16 protein-coding genes are annotated in these 20,291 nt (G+C 59.8%); 14 read left to right on the forward strand and 2 right to left on the reverse strand.

Features of this window, described 5'->3' with window-relative positions:
- Window positions 1-463: 463 nt before the first annotated feature.
- The 14 genes from ilvE to ACUVTA_RS01105 all read left to right on the forward strand — a co-directional run bounded on the left by ilvE (window position 464) and on the right by ACUVTA_RS01105 (window position 18,578).
- On the forward strand, window positions 464-1,345 hold the full coding sequence (gene ilvE, locus ACUVTA_RS01040) for a branched-chain-amino-acid transaminase (protein ID WP_445951128.1): 882 nt from the start codon (window positions 464-466) through the stop codon (window positions 1,343-1,345).
- A 71-nt stretch (window positions 1,346-1,416) separates the two neighbouring features.
- Window positions 1,417-3,093: a dihydroxy-acid dehydratase gene (gene ilvD / locus ACUVTA_RS01045; RefSeq protein ID WP_445951129.1), complete on the forward strand. Its 1,677-nt coding sequence runs from the start codon at window positions 1,417-1,419 to the stop codon at window positions 3,091-3,093.
- Between the two features lie 35 nt (window positions 3,094-3,128).
- Window positions 3,129-4,784 (forward strand): biosynthetic-type acetolactate synthase large subunit, encoded by a 1,656-nt coding sequence (gene ilvB, locus ACUVTA_RS01050; protein ID WP_445951130.1) that lies wholly within the window; start codon window positions 3,129-3,131, stop codon window positions 4,782-4,784.
- Between the two features lie 14 nt (window positions 4,785-4,798).
- The gene (ilvN, locus tag ACUVTA_RS01055) at window positions 4,799-5,311 is read left to right on the forward strand and encodes an acetolactate synthase small subunit (protein WP_445951131.1); all 513 of its coding nucleotides are present in this window, start codon (window positions 4,799-4,801) and stop codon (window positions 5,309-5,311) included.
- Window positions 5,308-6,300 (forward strand): ketol-acid reductoisomerase, encoded by a 993-nt coding sequence (gene ilvC / locus ACUVTA_RS01060; RefSeq protein WP_445951132.1) that lies wholly within the window; start codon window positions 5,308-5,310, stop codon window positions 6,298-6,300. The genes ilvN and ilvC overlap by 4 nt, the downstream gene beginning before the upstream one ends.
- 52 nt (window positions 6,301-6,352) lie before the next feature.
- Window positions 6,353-8,017, forward strand: coding sequence for a biosynthetic-type acetolactate synthase large subunit (gene ilvB / locus ACUVTA_RS01065; RefSeq protein ID WP_445951133.1), 1,665 nt, complete (start codon window positions 6,353-6,355; stop codon window positions 8,015-8,017).
- 21 nt (window positions 8,018-8,038) lie between these two features.
- Window positions 8,039-9,568, forward strand: coding sequence for a 2-isopropylmalate synthase (locus ACUVTA_RS01070; RefSeq protein WP_445951134.1), 1,530 nt, complete (start codon window positions 8,039-8,041; stop codon window positions 9,566-9,568).
- 28 nt (window positions 9,569-9,596) lie between these two features.
- On the forward strand, window positions 9,597-10,865 hold the full coding sequence (leuC, locus tag ACUVTA_RS01075; RefSeq protein WP_445951152.1) for a 3-isopropylmalate dehydratase large subunit: 1,269 nt from the start codon (window positions 9,597-9,599) through the stop codon (window positions 10,863-10,865).
- A 12-nt stretch (window positions 10,866-10,877) separates the two neighbouring features.
- The gene (locus ACUVTA_RS01080) at window positions 10,878-11,360 is read left to right on the forward strand and encodes a 3-isopropylmalate dehydratase small subunit (RefSeq protein WP_445951153.1); all 483 of its coding nucleotides are present in this window, start codon (window positions 10,878-10,880) and stop codon (window positions 11,358-11,360) included.
- 14 nt (window positions 11,361-11,374) lie between these two features.
- On the forward strand, window positions 11,375-12,979 hold the full coding sequence (gene cimA, locus ACUVTA_RS01085; protein ID WP_445951154.1) for a citramalate synthase: 1,605 nt from the start codon (window positions 11,375-11,377) through the stop codon (window positions 12,977-12,979).
- Between the two features lie 110 nt (window positions 12,980-13,089).
- Window positions 13,090-14,469: a phosphoglucosamine mutase gene (gene glmM, locus ACUVTA_RS01090; RefSeq protein WP_445951135.1), complete on the forward strand. Its 1,380-nt coding sequence runs from the start codon at window positions 13,090-13,092 to the stop codon at window positions 14,467-14,469.
- A gap of 288 nt (window positions 14,470-14,757) precedes the next feature.
- Window positions 14,758-16,581: a glutamine--fructose-6-phosphate transaminase (isomerizing) gene (glmS, locus tag ACUVTA_RS01095; protein WP_445951136.1), complete on the forward strand. Its 1,824-nt coding sequence runs from the start codon at window positions 14,758-14,760 to the stop codon at window positions 16,579-16,581.
- A gap of 201 nt (window positions 16,582-16,782) precedes the next feature.
- Entirely contained in the window at window positions 16,783-17,796 is a 1,014-nt protein-coding gene (locus ACUVTA_RS01100; RefSeq protein WP_445951137.1) for an ATP-binding cassette domain-containing protein, read from the forward strand.
- Entirely contained in the window at window positions 17,796-18,578 is a 783-nt protein-coding gene (locus ACUVTA_RS01105; protein WP_445951138.1) for an ABC transporter permease, read from the forward strand. The genes ACUVTA_RS01100 and ACUVTA_RS01105 overlap by 1 nt, the downstream gene beginning before the upstream one ends.
- A 24-nt stretch (window positions 18,579-18,602) precedes the next feature.
- Here ACUVTA_RS01105 and ACUVTA_RS01110 read toward each other — a convergent pair whose 3' ends face one another.
- Together ACUVTA_RS01110 and ACUVTA_RS01115 are read right to left on the reverse strand one after the other, a co-directional pair.
- The gene (locus ACUVTA_RS01110; protein WP_445951139.1) at window positions 18,603-19,403 is read right to left on the reverse strand and encodes an OmpA/MotB family protein; all 801 of its coding nucleotides are present in this window, start codon (window positions 19,401-19,403) and stop codon (window positions 18,603-18,605) included.
- Complete coding sequence (locus ACUVTA_RS01115; protein ID WP_445951140.1) at window positions 19,390-20,187, reverse strand: flagellar motor protein; 798 nt, start codon at window positions 20,185-20,187, stop codon at window positions 19,390-19,392. Before ACUVTA_RS01115 ends, ACUVTA_RS01110 begins: the two co-directional genes overlap by 14 nt.
- Between the last annotated feature and the right edge of the window lie 104 nt (window positions 20,188-20,291).

Raw genomic sequence — 20,291 nt, forward strand, 5'->3', positions numbered from 1 at the left:
TACACATTGGTTCAATTTGGGTGCTGCCTTCGGGACAGGACCTGGTAGAAAAAACTGCCCACTATCGCTTGACGCGGTCACCGGTTTTGCCTACTTGACACGCCGCTGTTGTTTTTGTATACTTTGGGGAAATTATAGTGGTCAAAGGCAAGGAAGGGGACCGGAACCGCAGGGCTTTGCGACAGCGAGCCGGGCAGGGTGAAAACCGGTGCAAAGCGGCGGTTTTCCCATCACCCCGGAGCCGGAAGGCGAAAGGTTTTGTCCGAGTAGTCTTTGCCGGGTTGGTTTCCCGTTACCAAAACCGTGTGCTCTTGAGCACACACCAAGGGGCCGTTTCACTGCGAGGTGGCGGCAATCGGGGTGGTACCGCGGGGGTTAGCCTCTCGTCCCTGGCCAGCGTCACGTCCGGGCTGGACAAGGGGCGGGAGGCTTTGGTTTAAATTTTTGGCGTGGAGGCGGTAAGATGGGGCTTACGATCTATCTGGATGGGGAGTATCTTCCGGAGGAAAAAGCGGCGGTTTCGGTTTTCGATCACGGTCTCCTTTACGGGGACGGCGTTTTTGAAGGCATCAGGGCTTACCACGGCCGGGTTTTCAAGCTCAAGGAGCATATCGACAGGCTTTACGAATCGGCCAAGTCGATCCTTCTTGAGATTCCCCTTTCGCGGGAAGAGATGCAGGAAGTGGTTCTCGAAACCTGCCGCCGGAACAACATCCGGGACGGGTATATTCGTCTCGTGGTCACCCGGGGGCGGGGGGACCTGGGGATAGATCCCAAAAAGTGCCCGCGCCCGACGGTTTTCTGTATCGCGGCCACCATTCAGCTCTACCCGCCGGAGTTTTACGAGAAAGGGCTGGAAGTGATCACGGTGCCGACGCGGCGGAACGTACCGGAGGCGCTGAACCCGCGCATCAAATCACTGAACTACTTGAATAACATCTTAGCCAAGATCGAGGCGGGGCTTTACGGTGTCCAGGAGGCAATTATGCTTACCAGTGACGGCTATGTGGCCGAGGCTACTGGGGATAACATTTTCATTGTAAAAAATGGTAAGCTCATCACGCCGCCGTCCCACCTCGGCATCCTTGAGGGGATAACGCGCAACACCGTAATGGCGCTGGCGCGGGAAAAAGGGATGGCGGTTTTTGAGAAGACCTTTACCCGCCACGATATTTTCATTGCCGACGAGTGCTTCCTTACCGGAACGGCGGCGGAGATCATCCCGGTGGTCAAGGTTGACGGCCGCCCCATCGGCGACGGGCGGCCCGGGGCGGTGACCTGGGAGTTGATTCACGCCTTCCGGGAATTAACGAAGGTTGACGGGCCGGCGATTTACCCCGAATAAGCTCCGGTGCTCCGGGCTCTTATAGCCTGCGGGTGCTGCCGGAAGAGGAACGGATATGAGGAGGTATGATTTTGCGGAGCGATATCGTGAGGGAAGGACTGGAAAAAGCGCCGCACCGCTCGCTTTTCAGGGCCCTCGGTTTCACTGACCGGGAGCTTGGTGGGCCGCTCATCGGGGTGGTAAACTCCTTCAACGAAATCATCCCGGGCCATATCCACCTGCGGGAGATTACCGAGGCGGTGAAGGCGGGGGTGCGTATGGCCGGCGGAGTGCCGGTCGAGTTTCCGACCATCGGCATTTGTGACGGCATCGCGATGAACCACAGGGGAATGAAGTACTCCCTGGCCTCGCGGGAGCTTATCGCCGACAGCATCGAGGCGATGGTGGAGGCCCACGCCTTTGACGGGCTGGTGTTAGTGACGGCGTGCGACAAGATCGTACCCGGGATGCTGATGGCCGCTGCCCGGTTGAACATCCCGGCAATCGTGGTGAGCGGTGGACCGATGCAGGCCGGGCGCTTCCGGGGCCGCGACGTATCTTTGAGTAACGTTTTTGAGGCCGTGGGGCAGGTAAAAGCGGGGCGGATGGCGCTGGAGGAGTTGGCGGAGCTCGAGGAAGTGGCCTGCCCGGGCTGTGGTTCCTGTGCGGGCATGTTTACCGCCAACTCGATGAACTGCCTGACGGAGGCACTCGGGATGGCGTTGCCGGGTAACGGGACGATCCTCGCGGTAACCGCAGCCCGGCGGCGACTGGCGAAGCTTTCCGGGATGCGGGTGGTGGAGCTTGTCCGGGAGAACCTGACTCCCGACCGGATCCTGACGCCGGCGGCCTTCCAGAATGCGTTGACGGTGGATATGGCGCTCGGCTGCTCCACCAACACCATCCTTCACCTTACGGCGATAGCGCACGAGGCCGGGGTAAAGCTCGATTTGCGGGCGATCAACGAGCTGAGTGAGAAAACCCCGAATCTGTGTCGTTTGAGCCCGGCGGGTCCCTTTCACCTCCAGGATCTGGACGAGGCGGGAGGCATCCCGGCGGTGATGAATCTCCTGCTTGCGGCGGGGCTGATTGACGGCGAAACCTTAACGGTTACGGGAAAGCCGGTTAAAGAGAATGTAAAAGGCCGGACGGTACGGCGCCCGGAGGTGATCCGCCCCGTAGATGACCCCTACAGCGCTACCGGGGGGCTGGCGATCCTTTTTGGCAACCTGGCGCCGGAAGGCGCGGTGGTAAAACAATCAGCGGTGGCCCTGGAAATGTTGCGCCACCGGGGGCCGGCGCGCGTCTTCGATAGCGAGGAAGAAGCGGTTAGCGCGATCATGAACGGAAACTTCCAAAGCGGCGACGTTATTGTGATCCGTTACGAGGGGCCGCGCGGCGGGCCCGGGATGCGCGAGATGCTCACCCCGACCGCAACCCTGGCGGGGTTGGGAAGGGACAAGGACGTAGCGCTGGTGACAGACGGGCGCTTTTCGGGGGCTACCCGTGGGGCCTCGATCGGCCATGTCTCTCCCGAGGCGGCGGCCCGCGGTCCGATTGCCGCCTTGCGGGATGGGGATATGATTGAGATTGACATCCCGGCCCGGCGGCTCACGGTACTGCTTGAGGAAAGGGAGATAGCAGCGCGGCTGGCGACCCTGCCGCCCTTCGCGCCGAAAATCACGCACGGGTACCTGGGGCGTTACGCCAGGCAGGTTTCGTCGGCGAGCAGTGGTGCGGTGTTCGCCCCGGGTTGCGGGCAGCCGTAAAATTCAGGCTTATTTGACGGACGGAGGTGGACTTTTTGAGGCTAACCGGCGGAGAGATTTTGGTTGAGTCGCTGAAAAAAGAGGGCGTAGATACGATCTTCGGTTACCCTGGGGGGGCGGTGCTACCGATTTACGACGCCCTTTACGACGCAGATATCCAACACATCCTGACCCGTCATGAGCAGGCGGCGGCACACGCTGCCGATGGTTACGCCAGGGCTACCGGCCGTCCCGGAGTTTGCATCGCCACCTCGGGACCGGGAGCAACAAACCTGGTGACAGGGATCGCCACGGCGTTTATGGATTCGAGCCCGTTAGTGGCTTTCACCGGACAGGTACCTACGCCGCTTATCGGGCGCGATTCCTTTCAGGAGACGGACATTACCGGAATAACCCTACCGATTACCAAGCATAACTACCTGGTGAAAGATGTCCGGGAGCTTGCCCGCACAGTTAAGGAGGCCTTTTATATCGCCACTACCGGTCGTCCGGGACCGGTACTCGTCGATATCCCGCGCGACGTCTCCGGTGCCCAGTGCGACTACGTCGAACCGGGTCCGGTAGAGCTACCAGGCTACCGGCCGGTGGTCGACCCGGATCCAGAGCAGGTGCTCGCGGCGGCGCGCCTCATCGTGACCGCCGAGCGCCCCGTGATCTGCGCGGGCGGTGGGGTGGTGAGTTCCGGGGCGAGCGAAGAGCTGCGCCGGTTAGCGGAACTGATAATGGCGCCGGTAACGACGACGCTGATGGGTATCGGCGGTTTTCCCGGCAATCACCCGCTTTCGCTCGGAATGCTTGGGATGCACGGCACGCGCTACGCGAACTACGCCGTTTGCGAATGCGACCTGCTCATTGCCATCGGTGCGCGCTTTGGCGACCGGGTTACGGGAAAGGTGGAGACCTTTGCGCCGGAGGCAAAGATTATTCACATCGACGTTGACCCGGCGGAGATAGGGAAAAACGTCCGGGTGGACGTGGCGGTGATCGGCGACGTGCGGCGGGTGCTCCAGGCGCTCCTGAAAGTGCTTCAGGGTGCTTCCCATCCGGCTTGGCTCGAAAAGATCGACCGGTGGCGGAAGGAATACCCGCTCTCCTACCAGGAGGACGGCCTCAAGCCGCAGTTTATCATCCGGGAACTCTATCACCTAACCCAAGGTGAGGCCCGCATCACCACTGAGGTGGGGCAGAACCAGATATGGGCGGCCCAGTTTTATACCTTCACCAGGCCCCGTTCCTTTATCTCCTCGGGCGGCCTTGGGACGATGGGCTTTGGTTTCCCGGCGGCTATCGGGGTGCAGGTGGCCTGTCCGGAAGAGGTTGTTTTCGATATCGCCGGGGACGGCTCGATCCAGATGAATATTCAGGAGCTGGCGACGGCGGTGAGTTACGACCTGCCGGTTAACGTGGCGATCATGAACAATGGTTTCCTCGGGATGGTGCGCCAGTGGCAGGAGCTCTTTTTCCGGCGGCGCTACTCCTATACCGAGCTTTACAGCCCCGACTTTGTCCGGGTGGCGGAGGCATACGGCGCCGAGGGCATCCGGGTCACCAAGCCCGCGGAAGTAAGACCGGCACTCGAGCAGGCCATCGCTTCGCCGAAACCGGTCTTCATCGACTTCATCATCGACCGGGAGGAAAATGTGATGCCGATGGTGCCGCCCGGCGAGTCGCTCGGGAAGATGCTCGGTTAAAAAGGGGGAGACTTATGCGCCACACCCTTGCGGTGCTCGTGGAAAATAATCCCGGCGTGCTGGCCCGGGTAGCCGGCCTTTTCAGCAGGCGCGGCTTCAACATCGAGAGCCTGGCGGTTGGCGAGACGGAAAACCCGGCAATCTCCCGGATGACCATCGTGGTGGCGGGGGATGACCGGGTGCTCGAGCAGGTCACGAAGCAGTTGCGCAAATTGGTCGAGGTCATAAAGGTCCAGGACGTGACCAGGATGGAGTACGTGGACCGGGAATTAGCGCTCATCAAGGTGAACGCCGAGCCAGCGAAAAGGGCGGAGATTATTCAGATCGTGGAAATTTTCCGGGCGCACATCGTGGATATCGGCCGTAAGACCCTGGTAGTGGAAGTTACGGGGGACGAGGGGAAGATTAACGCTTTGGTCAACGCCCTCAAGCCCTTCGGAATCCGCGAGATGGTGCGGACGGGGAAAGTAGCCATGCTTCGGGGAACAAAAGATATCGTTACTAACGGTAGGGAGGCGGAAGCGTGATCCGGATTTACTACGATCAGGATGCGGACCTGAGCATTTTGCAGGAGCGGACGGTAGCGGTTATCGGTTACGGAAGCCAGGGGAGGGCCCAGGCGCGGAACCTTAAGGACAGCGGGATAAAGGTCATCGTCGGGCTGCGGCCGGGGAGTGCCTCGGCAGAGCTGGCGCGAGAGGATGGTCTGGCAACGGCGCCTATTGGCGAGGCGGCCAGAGAAGCCGACATCATCCAGATGCTCATACCCGACGAGCAGCAGGCCGAGGTCTACGCAGGGGGAATAGCGCCTCATCTTAAGGCGGGCAAGGCCCTGATGTTTTCCCACGGCTTCAACATCCATTTCGGCCAGATCGTGCCGCCGCCAGAGGTGGACGTCTTTATGGTGGCGCCGAAAAGCCCGGGCCCGATGCTGCGTCGCCTTTATACCGAAGGAGCCGGTGTTCCGGGACTTATCGCCGTCTACCAGGATTATTCCGGCCGGGCGCGGGATCTCGCGCTGGCCTACGCGAAGGCCATTGGCTTGACAAGGGCGGGAGTTTTTGAAACCACCTTTCGCGAAGAGACAGAGACCGACCTTTTCGGCGAGCAGTGCGTTCTTTGCGGCGGGGTGGCGGAGCTCATCAAGGCAGGCTTCGAAACCCTCGTGGAGGCTGGTTACGCGCCGGAGATTGCCTATTTTGAATGTCTTCACGAGCTGAAGCTTATTGTGGACCTCATTTACGAAGGGGGTCTCACGGAAATGCGTTGCCGGGTCAGTAATACCGCGGAGTACGGCGATTACCGGACCGGGCCGCGGATTATTGACCGGCGGGTGCGGGAAGAAATGAAGCGGGTGCTGGCCGAGATCCAGAGTGGCCAGTTTGCCCGCGAGTGGATCCTGGAAAACAAGGCCAACCAGCCGGTGCTCAAGGCGATGCGCTGGCGCGAGCGGGAGCACCAGATCGAGCGCGTAGGTAAAGAACTCCGGAAGATGATGTCCTGGTTGAAGAAATAGCGCTACTTATCGGTTGCGCGCAGCGGCTGGTTGCGACGGAGGGAGGAGAAGCGTGATCACGGTTGGCGAAGCGGTCATCCGGTGCCTGGAAAAAGAAGGGGTGGACCTTGTTTTCGGACATCCGGGTGGTGCCATCCTCCCCGTTTACGACGCGCTCTATAGCGCAAAAGGGATCAAGCACGTCCTGGTCCGGCAGGAACAGGGCGCGGTCCACGCGGCGAACGGTTATGCCCGCGCCACGGGGCGCGTGGGGGTATGTTTTGCGACTTCTGGTCCCGGGGCCACAAACCTGGTTACGGGGATTGCCACCGCCTACATGGATTCGGTCCCGGTGGTCCTTTTTACGGGGCAGGTGCCGACGAGTCAGGTCGGTACCGACGCCTTCCAGGAAGTCGATATTTTCGGGGTTACTATGCCCATCACTAAGCATAACTTTTTAGTCAAAGACCCGGCTACTGTTCCCGGCGTTATCAAGAAGGCTTTTCACCTGGCCCGTACGGGAAGGCCGGGACCGGTATTGGTTGATCTCCCCCGGGATGTCACGAGCGCCAGGATCAAGTTTGATTACCCGGATAGGGTGGACTTGAAGGGCTACCGGCCAACCTATAAGGGACACCCAACGCAGATCACTCAGGCGGCGCGGCTGATTTCTGAGGCTACCCGGCCGGTACTTCTCATCGGCGGCGGGGTGATTAGCGCGGGCGCAACGGCGCAGGTGCGCAGGCTGGCCGAAACAATTCAGGCGCCCGTTGCCGCGACGCTGATGGGCCTCGGCGGTTTTCCGGGTGACCACCCGCTCTTTTTAGGGATGGCGGGGCTACACGGCACGCGCTATGCGAACCTGGCGATCACCAACGCCGATTTGCTGATTGCGCTTGGCACCAGGTTTGCGGACCGGCTTACCGGCGCGGTAGAAAAGTTCGCGCCTAACGCCCGCGTGATCCATATCGACATCGACCCGGCGGAGATAGGGAAGAATGTCCGGCCGCACCTACCGCTGGTGGGGGATGTGAAACAGGTTCTCGAGGCCCTGCTGCCGCTTTTATCACCCCGGAAGAACGAGGAGTGGTTGGCTACGGTAGCCGGTTACCGGCGGGATTACCCGCTGAGCTACGACCGCACCGGCGGCTTTAAGCCCCAGTACGTAATTGAAAGGCTGAGCACGCTGACGGCGGGCGAGAGCATTGTCGTTACCGACGTGGGCCAGCACCAGATGTGGGTGGCGCAGTACTACACGTTCAAGTACCCGCGGACGCTCATTACCTCGGGGGGACTCGGCTGTATGGGTTACGGGCTGCCAGCGGCGATCGGTGCCAAACTCGGCCGTCCCGAGAAGCAGGTAATCCTGGTCTGCGGCGACGGCGGCTTTCAGATGACGATGAGTGAACTCGGCACCCTGGCGGAGCAGGGAGCCGGCGTCAAGATTTTCATTATCAACAACCGGCGGCTCGGCATGGTCCGGCAGCTTCAAGAGTTCTACTGCAACCGGCGGTATTCCGCGGTGGACTTTGCTTTTTGCCCCGATTTTGCCGCTCTTGCCGGTGTCTACGGCATTCCCGCCCATACCGTAGAGACGGCGGCGGCCTTCGATGCCGTCGTGGGGGAGGTTTTGGGGCGGGAGGGGCCGGTTCTGGTAAACTGCTTGGTTGACCCGGAGGAGAATGTGCTGCCGATGGTTCTGGCGGGTCGCGGCCTGGATGAAGCGGTCGACTCTTAGGTTCTTCTGGAGGAGAGCAGGATGGAGCGAGTTTATATCTTCGATACCACGCTCCGGGACGGCGAGCAGTCTCCGGGCGTAAGCCTCAACGTGAAGGAAAAATTGCAGATCGCCAGGCAGCTTGTCAAGTTAGGGGTGGACGTGATCGAGGCCGGTTTCCCGGTGGCTTCTCCGGGCGACTTCGCGGCGGTGGCAGAAATTGCCAAGAACGTGAGGGGCGCGCGCATCTGCGCGCTGGCGCGGGCCAACTTTGGGGATATCGACCGGGCCTGGGAGGCTTTGCGGGAGGCGGAAGCGCCCCGCATCCACACCTTCATCGCTACTTCCGACATCCACCTCCAGTACAAGCTCCGGATGAGCAGGGAGCAGGTGCTGGAGGCGGCGCGGGAAGCGGTACGGCGGGCCAGACGGTATACCGACGACGTAGAATTTTCGGCGGAGGACGCGTCCCGCTCCGACCTCGACTTTCTTTGTCGGGTTCTGGCGGTGGCCATCGAGGCGGGAGCTACCGTGCTGAACATTCCGGACACGGTCGGTTACGCGGTGCCGGAGGAGTTCGGGGAGCTCATCAGGACGATCCGGGAAAAAACGCCGGGAATCGAGAAGGTAACGGTAAGCGTTCACTGCCATAACGATCTCGGACTGGCGGTAGCCAATACCCTGGCGGCGATTAAAAACGGCGCCCGGCAGGCGGAGGTAACGATAAACGGGATCGGCGAGCGAGCCGGGAACGCCGCCCTCGAAGAATTGGTGATGGGGCTCTACGCCCGGCGGTCGCTCTACGGGATGATTACCGGCATCAAAACCGAAGAAATCTACCGGACCTCGAAGCTCGTTGCCGCTCTGACCGGCATGACGGTCCAGCCCAACAAAGCGATCGTGGGCAAAAATGCGTTTGCCCACGAGTCAGGCATCCACCAGGACGGGGTTTTGAAGGAGCGGACGACCTACGAGATCATCGATCCTACGGTCATCGGCATCCCGAAGTCGACGCTGGTTCTCGGGAAGCATTCGGGCCGCCACGCCTTCAAAACGCGCCTGGCCGAGCTTGGCTACAGCCTGTCGGAAGAGGAGCTCAATACGGCCTTTGCGCGCTTCAAGGAGCTTTGCGACCGGAAGAAAACGATTACCGATGACGATCTGTTAGCCCTTGTGGAGGAAGAAATGGGGCGCGTCGCCCCGACCTACGAGCTTCATTACCTGCACATCTCGAGCGGCACTACGATAGTGCCGACGGCGACGGTCGGGCTGAAGGTGGGCGAGAATCTGGTGGAGGAGGCAGCCTGCGGTAACGGGCCGGTGGATGCGATTTACAATGCCATCGATAAGATTACCGGCATTAAGTGCGCCCTCGAATCGTACGGGATCGACGCTGTTACCGGGGGCAAGGACGCGGTGGGCAGCGTTACCGTGAGGGTGAAAAATGAAAAAGGGAAAACTTTCCTGGGGCGGGGCTTAAGTACTGACATCCTCGAGGCGAGTGCCCGGGCGTATATCGATGCCCTGAACAAGATGGCGGTGGACGTAAACGGCCCCCGGATAGAGCCGTAACGTTAAACGAATTTGCGGGGTGAAAATAGTGCAGCGTGTTGCCCAGACCATTACCGAAAAGATCCTGTCAGCGCATGCGGGCAAGGAATTTGTTGAGCCTGGGGAGCTTATCAGTGCCAAGGTCGACGTGTTGTTGGCCAACGACATCACGGCCCCCTTGGCGATAAAGGAGTTTGAAAAGATTGGGGTGCCGCTTTTCGATCCGGCGGCAGTGGTTCTAGTCCCCGACCACTTTACCCCGAACAAAGACATCAAATCGGCGGAGCAGGCTAAAGTGGTCCGCGACTTTGCGCGGGAGCACGCGCTGCCCCACTATTTCGAGGTAGGGCGGATGGGGATTGAGCACTGTCTCTTGCCGGAACAGGGGTTAGTAGGGCCCGGGGACGTGATCATCGGCGCCGATTCCCACACCTGCACCTACGGGGCGCTGGGGGCCTTCGCCACCGGAGTCGGCTCCACGGACCTGGCGGCGGCAATGGCTTTGGGAGAGACCTGGTTCAAGGTGCCGGAATCCCTTAAGTTTGTTTATAACGGTGAGCTGGGGCCGTGGGTCGGGGGAAAAGACCTGATCCTCCACACTATCGGTGATATTGGGGTAGAAGGGGCGCTTTACTGCGCGATGGAGTTTACCGGTCCGGTGATCGAGAATCTGTCAATGGACGGCCGGTTTACCATGTGCAACATGGCGGTCGAAGCGGGCGCTAAGAACGGCATCATTGCTCCCGACGCGAAGACCGAGGCCTACATGGCGGCGCGGGCGCGCCGTTCTTACCAAGTCTATACGAGCGACCCGGACGCCAAGTACAAGGAGATTTACGAGTACGACGTGACGGGGTTGGAGCCCCTGGTGGCCTTCCCGCACTCGCCCGACAACGTCCGGCCGGTAAGCGAGGCTACCCCCATCACCATCGACCAGGTGGTGATCGGCTCCTGTACCAACGGCCGGCTCGAAGACTTGCGGCTGGCGGCCCAGGTACTGAGCGGCAAGGAGGTCCACGAGAACGTCCGGCTGATCGTTATTCCCGGAACGCAGGAAATTTACCGCCAGGCGCTCCGGGAGGGGCTTATCGAAATCTTCATCGCCGCCGGAGCGGCAGTTTCCACCCCCACCTGCGGGCCGTGTCTGGGAGGGCACATGGGCATTTTAGCAAAAGGGGAGCGGGCGGTGGCGACGACCAACCGCAACTTTGTCGGGCGGATGGGGCACCCGGAAAGTGAAGTGTACCTGACGAATCCGGCGGTAGCGGCGGCAAGTGCGATTGCGGGGCGGATCGCGAGCCCGGAAGAGGTGAGATAGGTGTTCGAGGGAATGGTTCACCGGTTTGGCGACAATGTCGATACCGACCTGATTATTCCGGCGCGCTACCTTAACACAAGCGACCCGGCGGAACTGGCGCGTCACTGCATGGAGGACGCTGATCCTACTTTTGCCGGACGCGTCCGGCCCGGGGACATCATCGTTGCCGGAGCTAACTTCGGCTGCGGCTCTTCCCGGGAGCATGCCCCGGTGGCGATCAAGGCGGCAGGCGTCGCCTGCGTGGTGGCGAAGAGCTTCGCCCGGATCTTCTACCGGAACGCCTTCAACATCGGGCTGCCCATTCTCGAGTGCCCGGAGGCAGATGAGATTCCGGCGGGAAGCCGTCTCCAGGTGGATCTCGCGACGGGCCGGATTAGGGTAGTGGAAACCGGGAAGGAATACCAGGCGCGACCGGTACCGGCGTTCATGCAGGAGATAATCGCTGCGGGGGGGCTGATCCCCTATGTCCAGCACCGGCTGCGCGACGGGAGGTAACGGGAGCGATGATGATGCGTGCGGTAACGGTTTACGATACCACGCTTCGCGACGGGGCGCAGACGGAGGGTATCTCCTTCTCGGCCGAAGATAAGCTGAAAATCACGCTCAAACTCGACCGGATGGGGTTTCACTACGTCGAAGGCGGCTGGCCGGGCTCCAACCCGAAGGATATGGAGTATTTTGTGCGGGTACGGGAGCTGGGGCTGCAGCACGCTACGGTAACAGCCTTCGGATCAACGCGGCGGAAAAACACCCGGCCGGCTGACGACGAAAACCTTGCCGCGATCCTGAAGTCGGGAGTGAAGGCGGCCACCCTTTTCGGGAAGAGTTGGGACTTCCACGTCACGCGGGCCCTCGGTACCTCCCTGGAGGAAAACCTGTCGATGATCCGGGAGTCAGTGGCCTACCTCCGGGACCAGGGACTGGAGGTTATTTATGACGCGGAGCATTTCTTTGACGGCTACAAGGCGAACCCTGCTTATGCCCTGGCGACCCTTGAAGCGGCGGTCGCCGGCGGGGCGGCGGTACTCGTCCTTTGCGATACGAACGGCGGTGCCCTGCCCTGGGAGCTGCAGGCGGTGGTAGAGTTGGTTTGCAAGCGCTTCGGTGTTCCTGTGGGCATCCATGCTCACAACGACGGCGGCATGGCGGTAGCGAATACCCTCATGGCGGTTCAGGCCGGCGCCACGCACGTTCAGGGAACGATCAACGGTTACGGCGAGCGCTGCGGGAATGCCGATCTCTGTGCGGTGCTGCCAAACCTTAGCTTGAAGTGCGGCGTGACCACCATCCCGGAGGAGAAACTCCGGCACCTGGTGGAGCTTTCCCGCTACGTGAGCGAAATCGCCAACATGCATCCTAATCCCCAGCAGCCGTACGTGGGGATGAGCGCCTTTACCCACAAGGGCGGGGTGCACGTGAGCGCCTTGATGAAGGATCCGCTCACTTACGAACATATTAATCCGGAAGCGGTCGGCAACCGGCGGCGGGTACTCGTTTCAGAGCTTTCGGGGCTTTCCAACCTGCTTTACAAGATCCGCGAGCTCAACCTTGATCTGCCCAATGAGGGGGAGGTAGCCCGCCAGGTTTTAGGGCAGCTTAAGGAGCTTGAGCACCAGGGATTCCAGTTTGAAAGCGCCGAGGGCTCTTTCGAGCTCCTGGTGCGGCGGGCCGCGAATGGTTACGAGAAACCCTTCATTTTAGAGAGTCTCCGGATTCTGACGGAACTCAAAGAGAACCGAGCTGTCCACTCGGAGGCCACCATTAAACTCCGGGTAGGGGAAAAGATCGTCCATACCGCGGCCGAGGGCAACGGGCCGGTGAACGCCCTCGATAACGCGCTCCGCAAGGCCTTGGAACAGTTTTACCCGGCGATCAAGGGGATGCGCCTGATTGACTATAAGGTGCGCGTAATCAACGAGGCGGCCGGAACGGCGGCGGTGGTCCGGGTATTGATCGAGACGAGCGACGGCCACCGTTCCTGGGTTACCCTTGGCGTTTCTCCTAACATCATCGAGGCGAGCTGGCAGGCGCTGGCAGATAGCTTCGCTTACGGTTTGCTCAAGAAAAACGTTGTTACCGGAGCTTCTGCTGCAGGGGATCCGGCGCCAAACTAGCTAGTTATTGAAGACCCGCGTAAGATAGAATCGTAAGATAGAATATAGAATAAAGTTGACAGCAACCGTTTTTCATAATAAAGTTTAGGCCGGGAGGAGGCTTAGACCCGGTGGGTCTTCTTTTTGGTACCGACGGCGTGCGCGGTGTGGCCAACCGCGAGCTCAGTCCCGATCTTGCCTTCAAACTGGGCCGGGCGGGCGCCTACGTGCTGGCCCGGCGTGCGGGTAACAAGGGTATTGTGGTGGGGCGCGACACCCGCCTGTCGGGAGAGATGTTAGAGGCAGCCGTGGTAGCCGGAATCCTCTCGGCGGGGGTTAACGCTTTGGCTTTGGGTGTTCTGCCGACGCCGGCGGTGGCGTGTCTTACGCGCACCTTAGGGGCCGCCGGTGGCGTGGTCATTTCGGCTTCCCATAACCCCGCGCCCGACAACGGGATAAAATTTTTCGGGGCCGACGGTTATAAACTGCCTGATCCGGTCGAAGAAGAAATTGAGGGGCTTGTGTTAGGGGATATGGCGGTTATTCCTTCGCCGGTGGGGGCCGGCATCGGCCGGGTGGTTCCGGTGAAGGACGCTGCGGACCGGTATATGGCCCACGTCTTGACCGTAGGGCCCCGCACGCTGGAAGGCTTGCGGGTTATGGTCGATTGCGCGCACGGCGCGGCCTACGAGATTGCCCCGCGGCTTTTACGGGGGCTGGGAGCGGAGATCATCCCGGTAGGGGTTGAGCCCGACGGCCTTAATATTAACAGCGGCTGCGGCGCAACAAAACCCCACGTCCTCCAGGAGCTGGTTTTCGCTACCGGTGCGAACCTGGGTCTGGCCTTTGACGGTGATGCCGACCGGCTGATTGCTGTCGATGAAAAAGGGAATATCGTTGATGGGGACGCCATCATCCTCGCGGCGGCGCGTTACCTCAAGGCCAAGGAGAAGCTGCCTGGCAATAACGTTGTGGTTACCGTGATGTCAAACTTGGGACTGCACCGGGCTCTGGCGGCGTCCGGGATCAACGTGGTAGTGACGAAGGTAGGCGACCGGTACGTCCTCGAGGAGATGCTCCGCGTGGGCGCCGCTTTGGGGGGAGAGCAGTCCGGGCACGTAATCTTTCTCGACCATAACACAACCGGGGACGGCATTATCACGGCGCTCATGCTCCTGAAGATAATGCAGGAGTCGGGCAAGACGTTAGGCGCTTTAGCGGCGGAACTTTGCCGCTACCCGCAGCTCCTTAAGAACGTCCGCGTCCGCGACAAGGAGCTGGTCTTAAAGAGCCCGCTTTTGGCTAGAGCGGTGCGGGAGCAGGAGGCACGGCTGGCCGGTGACGGCCGCATCCTGGTGCGTGCGTCGGGCACGGAGCCGGTCATTCGGATTATGGTTGAGGCCCGCGACCCTGATCTTACGTTGCGGATGGTAGATGAATTGGCTGCTGTCGTCCGGGCCATCGAAGGGGGTGAAGCAGAAGAGCGGCAGGAAGTAGGCGTGCATGTTTAAGGGAAAAAGTGAATAATAAGCGCCAGAACCGTTGTTAGGGTGCGATAGCGTACCAAGCAACGGTTGACGAGGGGGAGGTTAATCGAAGTTTTTCGGCGGGTGCCTCCCGGCTGCCCACGGCCGTAAACGGTGTCACAAAACTGGCGGGCGACCGCCAGGACAAAAGCACCAGGTGGGAAAGGGTGAAGGATGGTCATTTTGCCCCTAAAAGATATTTTGTTTTTACGGGCGCCGTGCTTTCAGCCGGCGTTTATCATTTGGTTAGCAACCTCACGGGAGGTTTTACTTATGTGCGGTATCATCGGTTACACGGGAAAACAGGAGGCGCTGCCTCTCTTAATTGCCGGGCTCAAACGGTTAGAGTACAGGGGTTATGACTCCGCTGGCGTTGCGGTAATCAGCGAAGGCCGGGTGGCGGTTTATAAGAAAGAGGGTAAAATTACGGTACTCGAAGGGGCCCTGAACGGTAACTTCCCTCCGGGATGCACCGGTATCGGGCATACCCGGTGGGCGACCCACGGTGCCCCGACCGATGCTAACGCGCACCCGCACCTTGATTGCACGGGCCGCCTGGCGGTGGTCCATAACGGCATCATTGAAAACTACCTGGCGCTGCGGGGGCAGCTTGTAGCCCGGGGTCACAGGTTTGTTTCGGAAACGGATACTGAAGTCATCCCGCACCTATTGGAAGAGTTTTACGAGGGTGATCTCTTAGCAGCGGTAAAGCGGGTTATCCCGCTTCTGCGCGGCTCTTTTGCCTTGGCGGCGGTAGCGGTTGATGAACCCACACGCATAGTTGCCGTCCGGTACGACAGCCCGTTGATTGTGGGCCTCGGCGAAGACGAGAACTTTGTCGCGTCAGACATCCCGGCCATTCTGGCGGCCACCCGCCGGACCTACGTCCTGGATGACGGTGAAATAGCGGATGTGTGGCCGGAAGGGGTTACCGTCTACGACCGGAACGGCTCCTCCCGGACAAAAGAAGTTTTCGTGGCAAACTGGGACGCGGCCCAGGCGGAAAAAGCGCCTTATCCGCATTTCATGTTGAAGGAAATCCACGAGCAGCCGCAGGTCATCCGGGAAACGTTGCGCGGGCGGATTGAGAGGACGGGAATCGCCTTCCCGGGGTTGAAACTTGATCCGGGGTTCCTCAAGTCGCTGCGCCGGCTCTACATTACCGCTTGCGGCACGGCCTACCACGCTAGCCTCATCGGGAAGATGCTTATCGAGAGGCTGGTACGCATTCCGGTGGAGGCCGAGATCGCTTCCGAGTTCCGGTACCGCGACCCGTTGCTCGGGCCGGGCGACCTTTTGGTGGTGGTGAGCCAGTCAGGCGAAACGGCGGATACCCTTGCGGCGCTTCGGGAGGCCAAGGCAAAGGGAGCGACGGTTCTGGCGATCACCAACGTGGTCGGCAGTTCGGTGGCCCGGGAGGCGCATGAGGTTCTCTACACCTGGGCCGGCCCGGAGATCGCCGTTGCTTCCACAAAGGCTTACGTGGCCCAAGTCGTACTTTTTACCCTGTTAGCCGTGTATTTGGCCCGGTTGCGGGAGAGCGCGCCACCGGAACTCCTGCAGGAACTCACTGCCGGGTTACCGAGACTTTCGGAGGCCGTGCAGGCCGTGCTTGCCCGGGAAGAAGAGATCGCGGCGTTGGCTGTGGCCCGCAAAGATTGGGAGCATACCTTCTTCATCGGGCGCGGTCTTGATTGGGCGGTGGCCTGTGAGGGAGCGCTGAAGCTCAAGGAGATTTCTTACATCCACGCGGAGGCCTACGCCGCTGGCGAGCTGAAGCACGGCACTCTGGCGCTCATAACCGCAGGCGTGCCGGTAATTGCCCTGGCCACGCAGCCGGCCCTTTTAGAGAAGATGCAGAGCAACATTAAGGAGGTCAAAACCCGGGGCGCCAACGTTCTGGCCGTTACCGGCGCAAAGGCGGACGAGATCATTGCGGTGGCAGACGAGGCCATTTGTTTACCCCCGGTTCACCCGCTGCTGGCTCCGGCGGTGGCGGTAGTGCCGCTACAGCTCTTTGCCTACTACGCGGCGGTGGCCCGTGGCTGCGACGTAGACCGGCCGCGCAACCTGGCCAAGAGTGTAACAGTAGAGTGAGCATGCTTTGCCCAGCCATTTAAAAGAGGTTGCTGGTGTAAAATTATTTACTTTTCAAACAGAGTTTGTTTCACCGCGGGGCTCAACAAGAATGAGCCCTTTTTTTAATCCCGTTGCTTTCTTTCTGGCTATAAATGTATTACTATCTTAAAACGTAGATGCCGGTTTGCGAGAATAACGCTGTGGCCAGAGGTGACCCGGATGGGCAAAATGATTGAGGCCGAAAGCCTTACCAAAATCTTCCCCGGCGGGATAACCGCGGTGGACGGGGTTAGCTTTACGGTGGCGGAGGGGGAGATCTTCGGCTTCCTCGGCCCGAACGGTGCTGGGAAATCGACCACCATCGCCATGCTGACCACCCTCTTGCGCCCTACCGGCGGCACCGCCCGGGTGGCGGGGATGGATATAACCAGGCAAGCTTACCAGGTGCGCCTGGCAATAGGCTATGTTTCCCAGGACCTGGCCGTGGACGACGCCCTTACCGGGTACGAAAACCTGCGGCTCCAGGCGGGTTTCTACCGCATCCCGCGCGACGAGGTGGCGCAAAGGATCGCGGCGGTTTTGGAAATGGTCGGCCTTAAAGAAAGGGCTCAGAACCTCGTAGAGACCTATTCGGGCGGGATGCGGAAGAGACTGGATATCGCCTGCGGGCTCATCCACCGGCCACGGGTGCTTTTCCTTGACGAGCCTACTCTAGGGTTGGATATCCAGACCCGCAGGGAGATCTGGCGTTATATCAACGACTTGCGAGAAAAGGAGGGGATGACCATTTTCGTTACCACCCACTATATGGAGGAAGCGGACGCTCTGTGCGACCGGATTGCCATCATCGACCAGGGTAAGGTTAAGGTAATTGATACGCCAGCCGCTTTGAAAAGTTCCTTGGGGAGCGGGGTGGTAACGTTCAAGTTGGCCGGCGGCGAACCCGGAGCGGTAAACGCGGCACTTGGACGCATCCGTGGCCTGGACTTTGTGAGTAATGTGACCGGTAATGGGGAAGGAGGCTACGTGGCTACCGTAACTAACGGCGAAGCGGCAATTCCAGCGTTTTTTGAGGTGCTGAGCGGCTTCCCGGTGAAAATCGCCGCCATTTCTTTTAAGCCCCCTTCGCTCGATGACGTTTTCCTGCACTATACCGGTCGGGAGATGCGGGAGAGCGGCGGCAGGGAAGAGGCGCTGCGGGCGCGGCTGATAATGAGGAGGGTCAGGCGGTAATGCGGCGGCTTATCGCAGATGTTTACTGGGTCTTCTGGCGGGAGATGAAAAAGCTTGGTCGGCAGAAGTCGCGGCTTCTGATGGCGGTGGTACAGCCGGTGGTATGGTTGGCGCTAATGGGGAACGCCATCTCCGGGCTTACCAACAACCCGGTGGCCGCGAGAATGTTAGGCACCGGCAACTACCTCGACTTTATGACCCCGGGCGTGATGATTATGACCGCTCTTTTCGGGGGTGTTTTCGGCGGGACCTCAATCCTCTGGGACCGGCGGATAGGCTTCTTGAACAAGATGCTCACCGCTCCCATCCACCGGGCCGCTATCCCGGTGGGGAAACTTGCGGCGCTCGTGGTGCAGTCGCTCTTTCAGGCGCTGTTGATCGTAGTAATCGCGCTTCTGTTAGGGGTGCATATCGTAACCGGCGTGCCGGGGATCCTGTTTATGCTCGCGGTGGCCAGCCTTTTCGGGTTGATTATGGGCGGGGTTTCCCTTTCCTTTGCCGCGGTGCTGAAGTCCCACGAGGCTTTATTCGCTATCGTGAACTTCTTTACGATGCCGCTAATGTTTACCAGCAACGCCATTTTCCCGACCCAGGCGATGCCCGCGTGGCTCCGGTGGATGGCAAAGTTCAACCCGCTTTCTTACGCAGTGGGCCCGATGCGGACCGTGGCGACACAGGGCTGGGTGTGGCGGGAAGTCTGGCCAGGGGTGCTGGTGCTCGTGGCCGTTGCGGTACTGACCACCTCTGTGATGATCAGGCAGTTCAACCGCTCTGTGGCTTAAAAAGGCTTTTATGGCGTCACCTTTTTATGGCGTCACCTTAGGTTTTTCGTAAAAGAATTCCGGCAGGACACCCGGCTCGGTTTCCTTGTAGCGCGAGCGGAGGACGACGAAATCGACCCGGCGGTTGCGCTGCCGGTTGGCCTCCGAATTATTCGGCACGATGGGCCGGTACTCGGCGTAACCCGAGGCCGCAAGGCGCTCGGGTGGGAAATGGACGGCGTGTAACAATTCTTCTACCACGCTTGTGGCGCGCGCCACAGAAAGTTCCCAGTTTGAGGGAAAGCGGGCGGTATGGATCGGGAGGTCGCAGGTATGCCCCTCAACGCGGATATAGTTATTCGTGGTGAGCAATATCTGGCCGACCTTGCGAACGATTTCCCGCGCCTGGAGAGTGAGTTCGGCCGACCCTAACGGGAAGAGCACCGTTTCCTGGATGCTGACGACCACGCCGCGCTCTTCGATCCGGGCGGTAACTTTACCCGCCAAGCCTTGTTCTTTGGCGTATTTTTCAATCTGCTCTTTTATCTTCTGGAGTTGGAGGTTTTCCTTCGTTTCGGCGCTTAAACTGAACTTGGTTTCTACTCTCTCTGGCGAAACGGGGGCCCCGGCAACAACCGAGGGTCCCGGCCCTTCAAGTATCATACCCGCCCCGCCACCGAGCGCCTTCGCCAGCGATTCGGCGATCCCGGCGAACTTTTTCGCGTCGATATTACTAAAAGTCCAGAGCACAATAAAAAAAATGAGCAGGAGGGTGATGAGGTCGGCGTAAGTAATCAGCCACCGCTCGTGACTTGCTTCTTTAAGTTCCTTTTTACGACGCTTCATAGGCCTCCTCCGCCTTCCCGCTTTCCTCTTGACGCCGCAGCTTCGGGTTGAGGTAGGCATTTAGCCGTTCTCTGATTAGAATCGGGTTGTTGCCGGCCTGGAGCGCTAATAACCCTTCGATGATGATCTGGTAGGATATCTCTTCCTTCGCGCTCAAGTTTTTAAGCCTAGAGGCGATCGGGAAATAGATTAGATTGGCGCTCGATACGCCGTAAAGAGTTGCGGTGAAGGCCATCGCGATTGCCGGACCGAGAGCTTCGGGTGTCGAGAGACTGCTCAAAACGTGAATAAGCCCCATGACGGTCCCGATAATACCCATCGTCGGCGCGTAGCCCCCGGCCTGCATGAAGATCTCTTGCCCGATCTTATGCCGTTCCTGGAGCGAGTACATCTCGTTTTCCATGATGCTCCGAACGAGGTCGGGCTCCGTTCCGTCCACCACTAACTGGACACCCTTCCGGAGGAAGGGTGATTCGATTTCGCCGAGCAGATTTTCGAGGTAGAGCAGTCCCTCCCGGCGGGCCTTTTCGGCCAGTTCCACTATCTTATCGATGAGGGCCCGTTCGTCAATTGGCTTGGCAAAGAGGATTACTTTGAAAAGTTTGGGGATCAGCATGATCTCGTGAAGCGCAAACCCCGCCATGGTGGCGCCTAAGGTGCCGCCGAAGATGATAAGCATGGCTGAGGGGACGATGAGCATACTGATGTGTCCGCCTTCCAGCACAAAACCCGCCAGCAGCGAGGCAATGCCGATGGTGATACCCAAAATGGTTGCTATATCCATACCTCTACCCTCTTTTGCCAAGATTCGTCTTTCCATCCTATTATTTCGGCAACCGCAAGGGGGTCCTTCAGGGGTCTTAGGAAAAAATTTATGCTTTTAGGGGG

The sequence above is a fragment of the Thermodesulfitimonas sp. genome (assembly GCF_052743955.1).

Coding starts and splice junctions, on each gene's coding strand:
- ilvE (WP_445951128.1), top strand. CDS start 464: ATGGGGCTTACGATCTATCTGGATGGGGAGTATCTTCCGGAGGAAAAA.
- ilvN (WP_445951131.1), top strand. CDS start 4,799: ATGCGCCACACCCTTGCGGTGCTCGTGGAAAATAATCCCGGCGTGCTG.
- ACUVTA_RS01070 (WP_445951134.1), top strand. CDS start 8,039: ATGGAGCGAGTTTATATCTTCGATACCACGCTCCGGGACGGCGAGCAG.
- ACUVTA_RS01080 (WP_445951153.1), top strand. CDS start 10,878: ATGGTTCACCGGTTTGGCGACAATGTCGATACCGACCTGATTATTCCG.
- cimA (WP_445951154.1), top strand. CDS start 11,375: ATGCGTGCGGTAACGGTTTACGATACCACGCTTCGCGACGGGGCGCAG.
- glmS (WP_445951136.1), top strand. CDS start 14,758: ATGTGCGGTATCATCGGTTACACGGGAAAACAGGAGGCGCTGCCTCTC.
- ACUVTA_RS01100 (WP_445951137.1), top strand. CDS start 16,783: ATGGGCAAAATGATTGAGGCCGAAAGCCTTACCAAAATCTTCCCCGGC.
- ACUVTA_RS01105 (WP_445951138.1), top strand. CDS start 17,796: ATGCGGCGGCTTATCGCAGATGTTTACTGGGTCTTCTGGCGGGAGATG.
- ACUVTA_RS01110 (WP_445951139.1), bottom strand. CDS start 19,403: ATGAAGCGTCGTAAAAAGGAACTTAAAGAAGCAAGTCACGAGCGGTGG.
- ACUVTA_RS01115 (WP_445951140.1), bottom strand. CDS start 20,187: ATGGATATAGCAACCATTTTGGGTATCACCATCGGCATTGCCTCGCTG.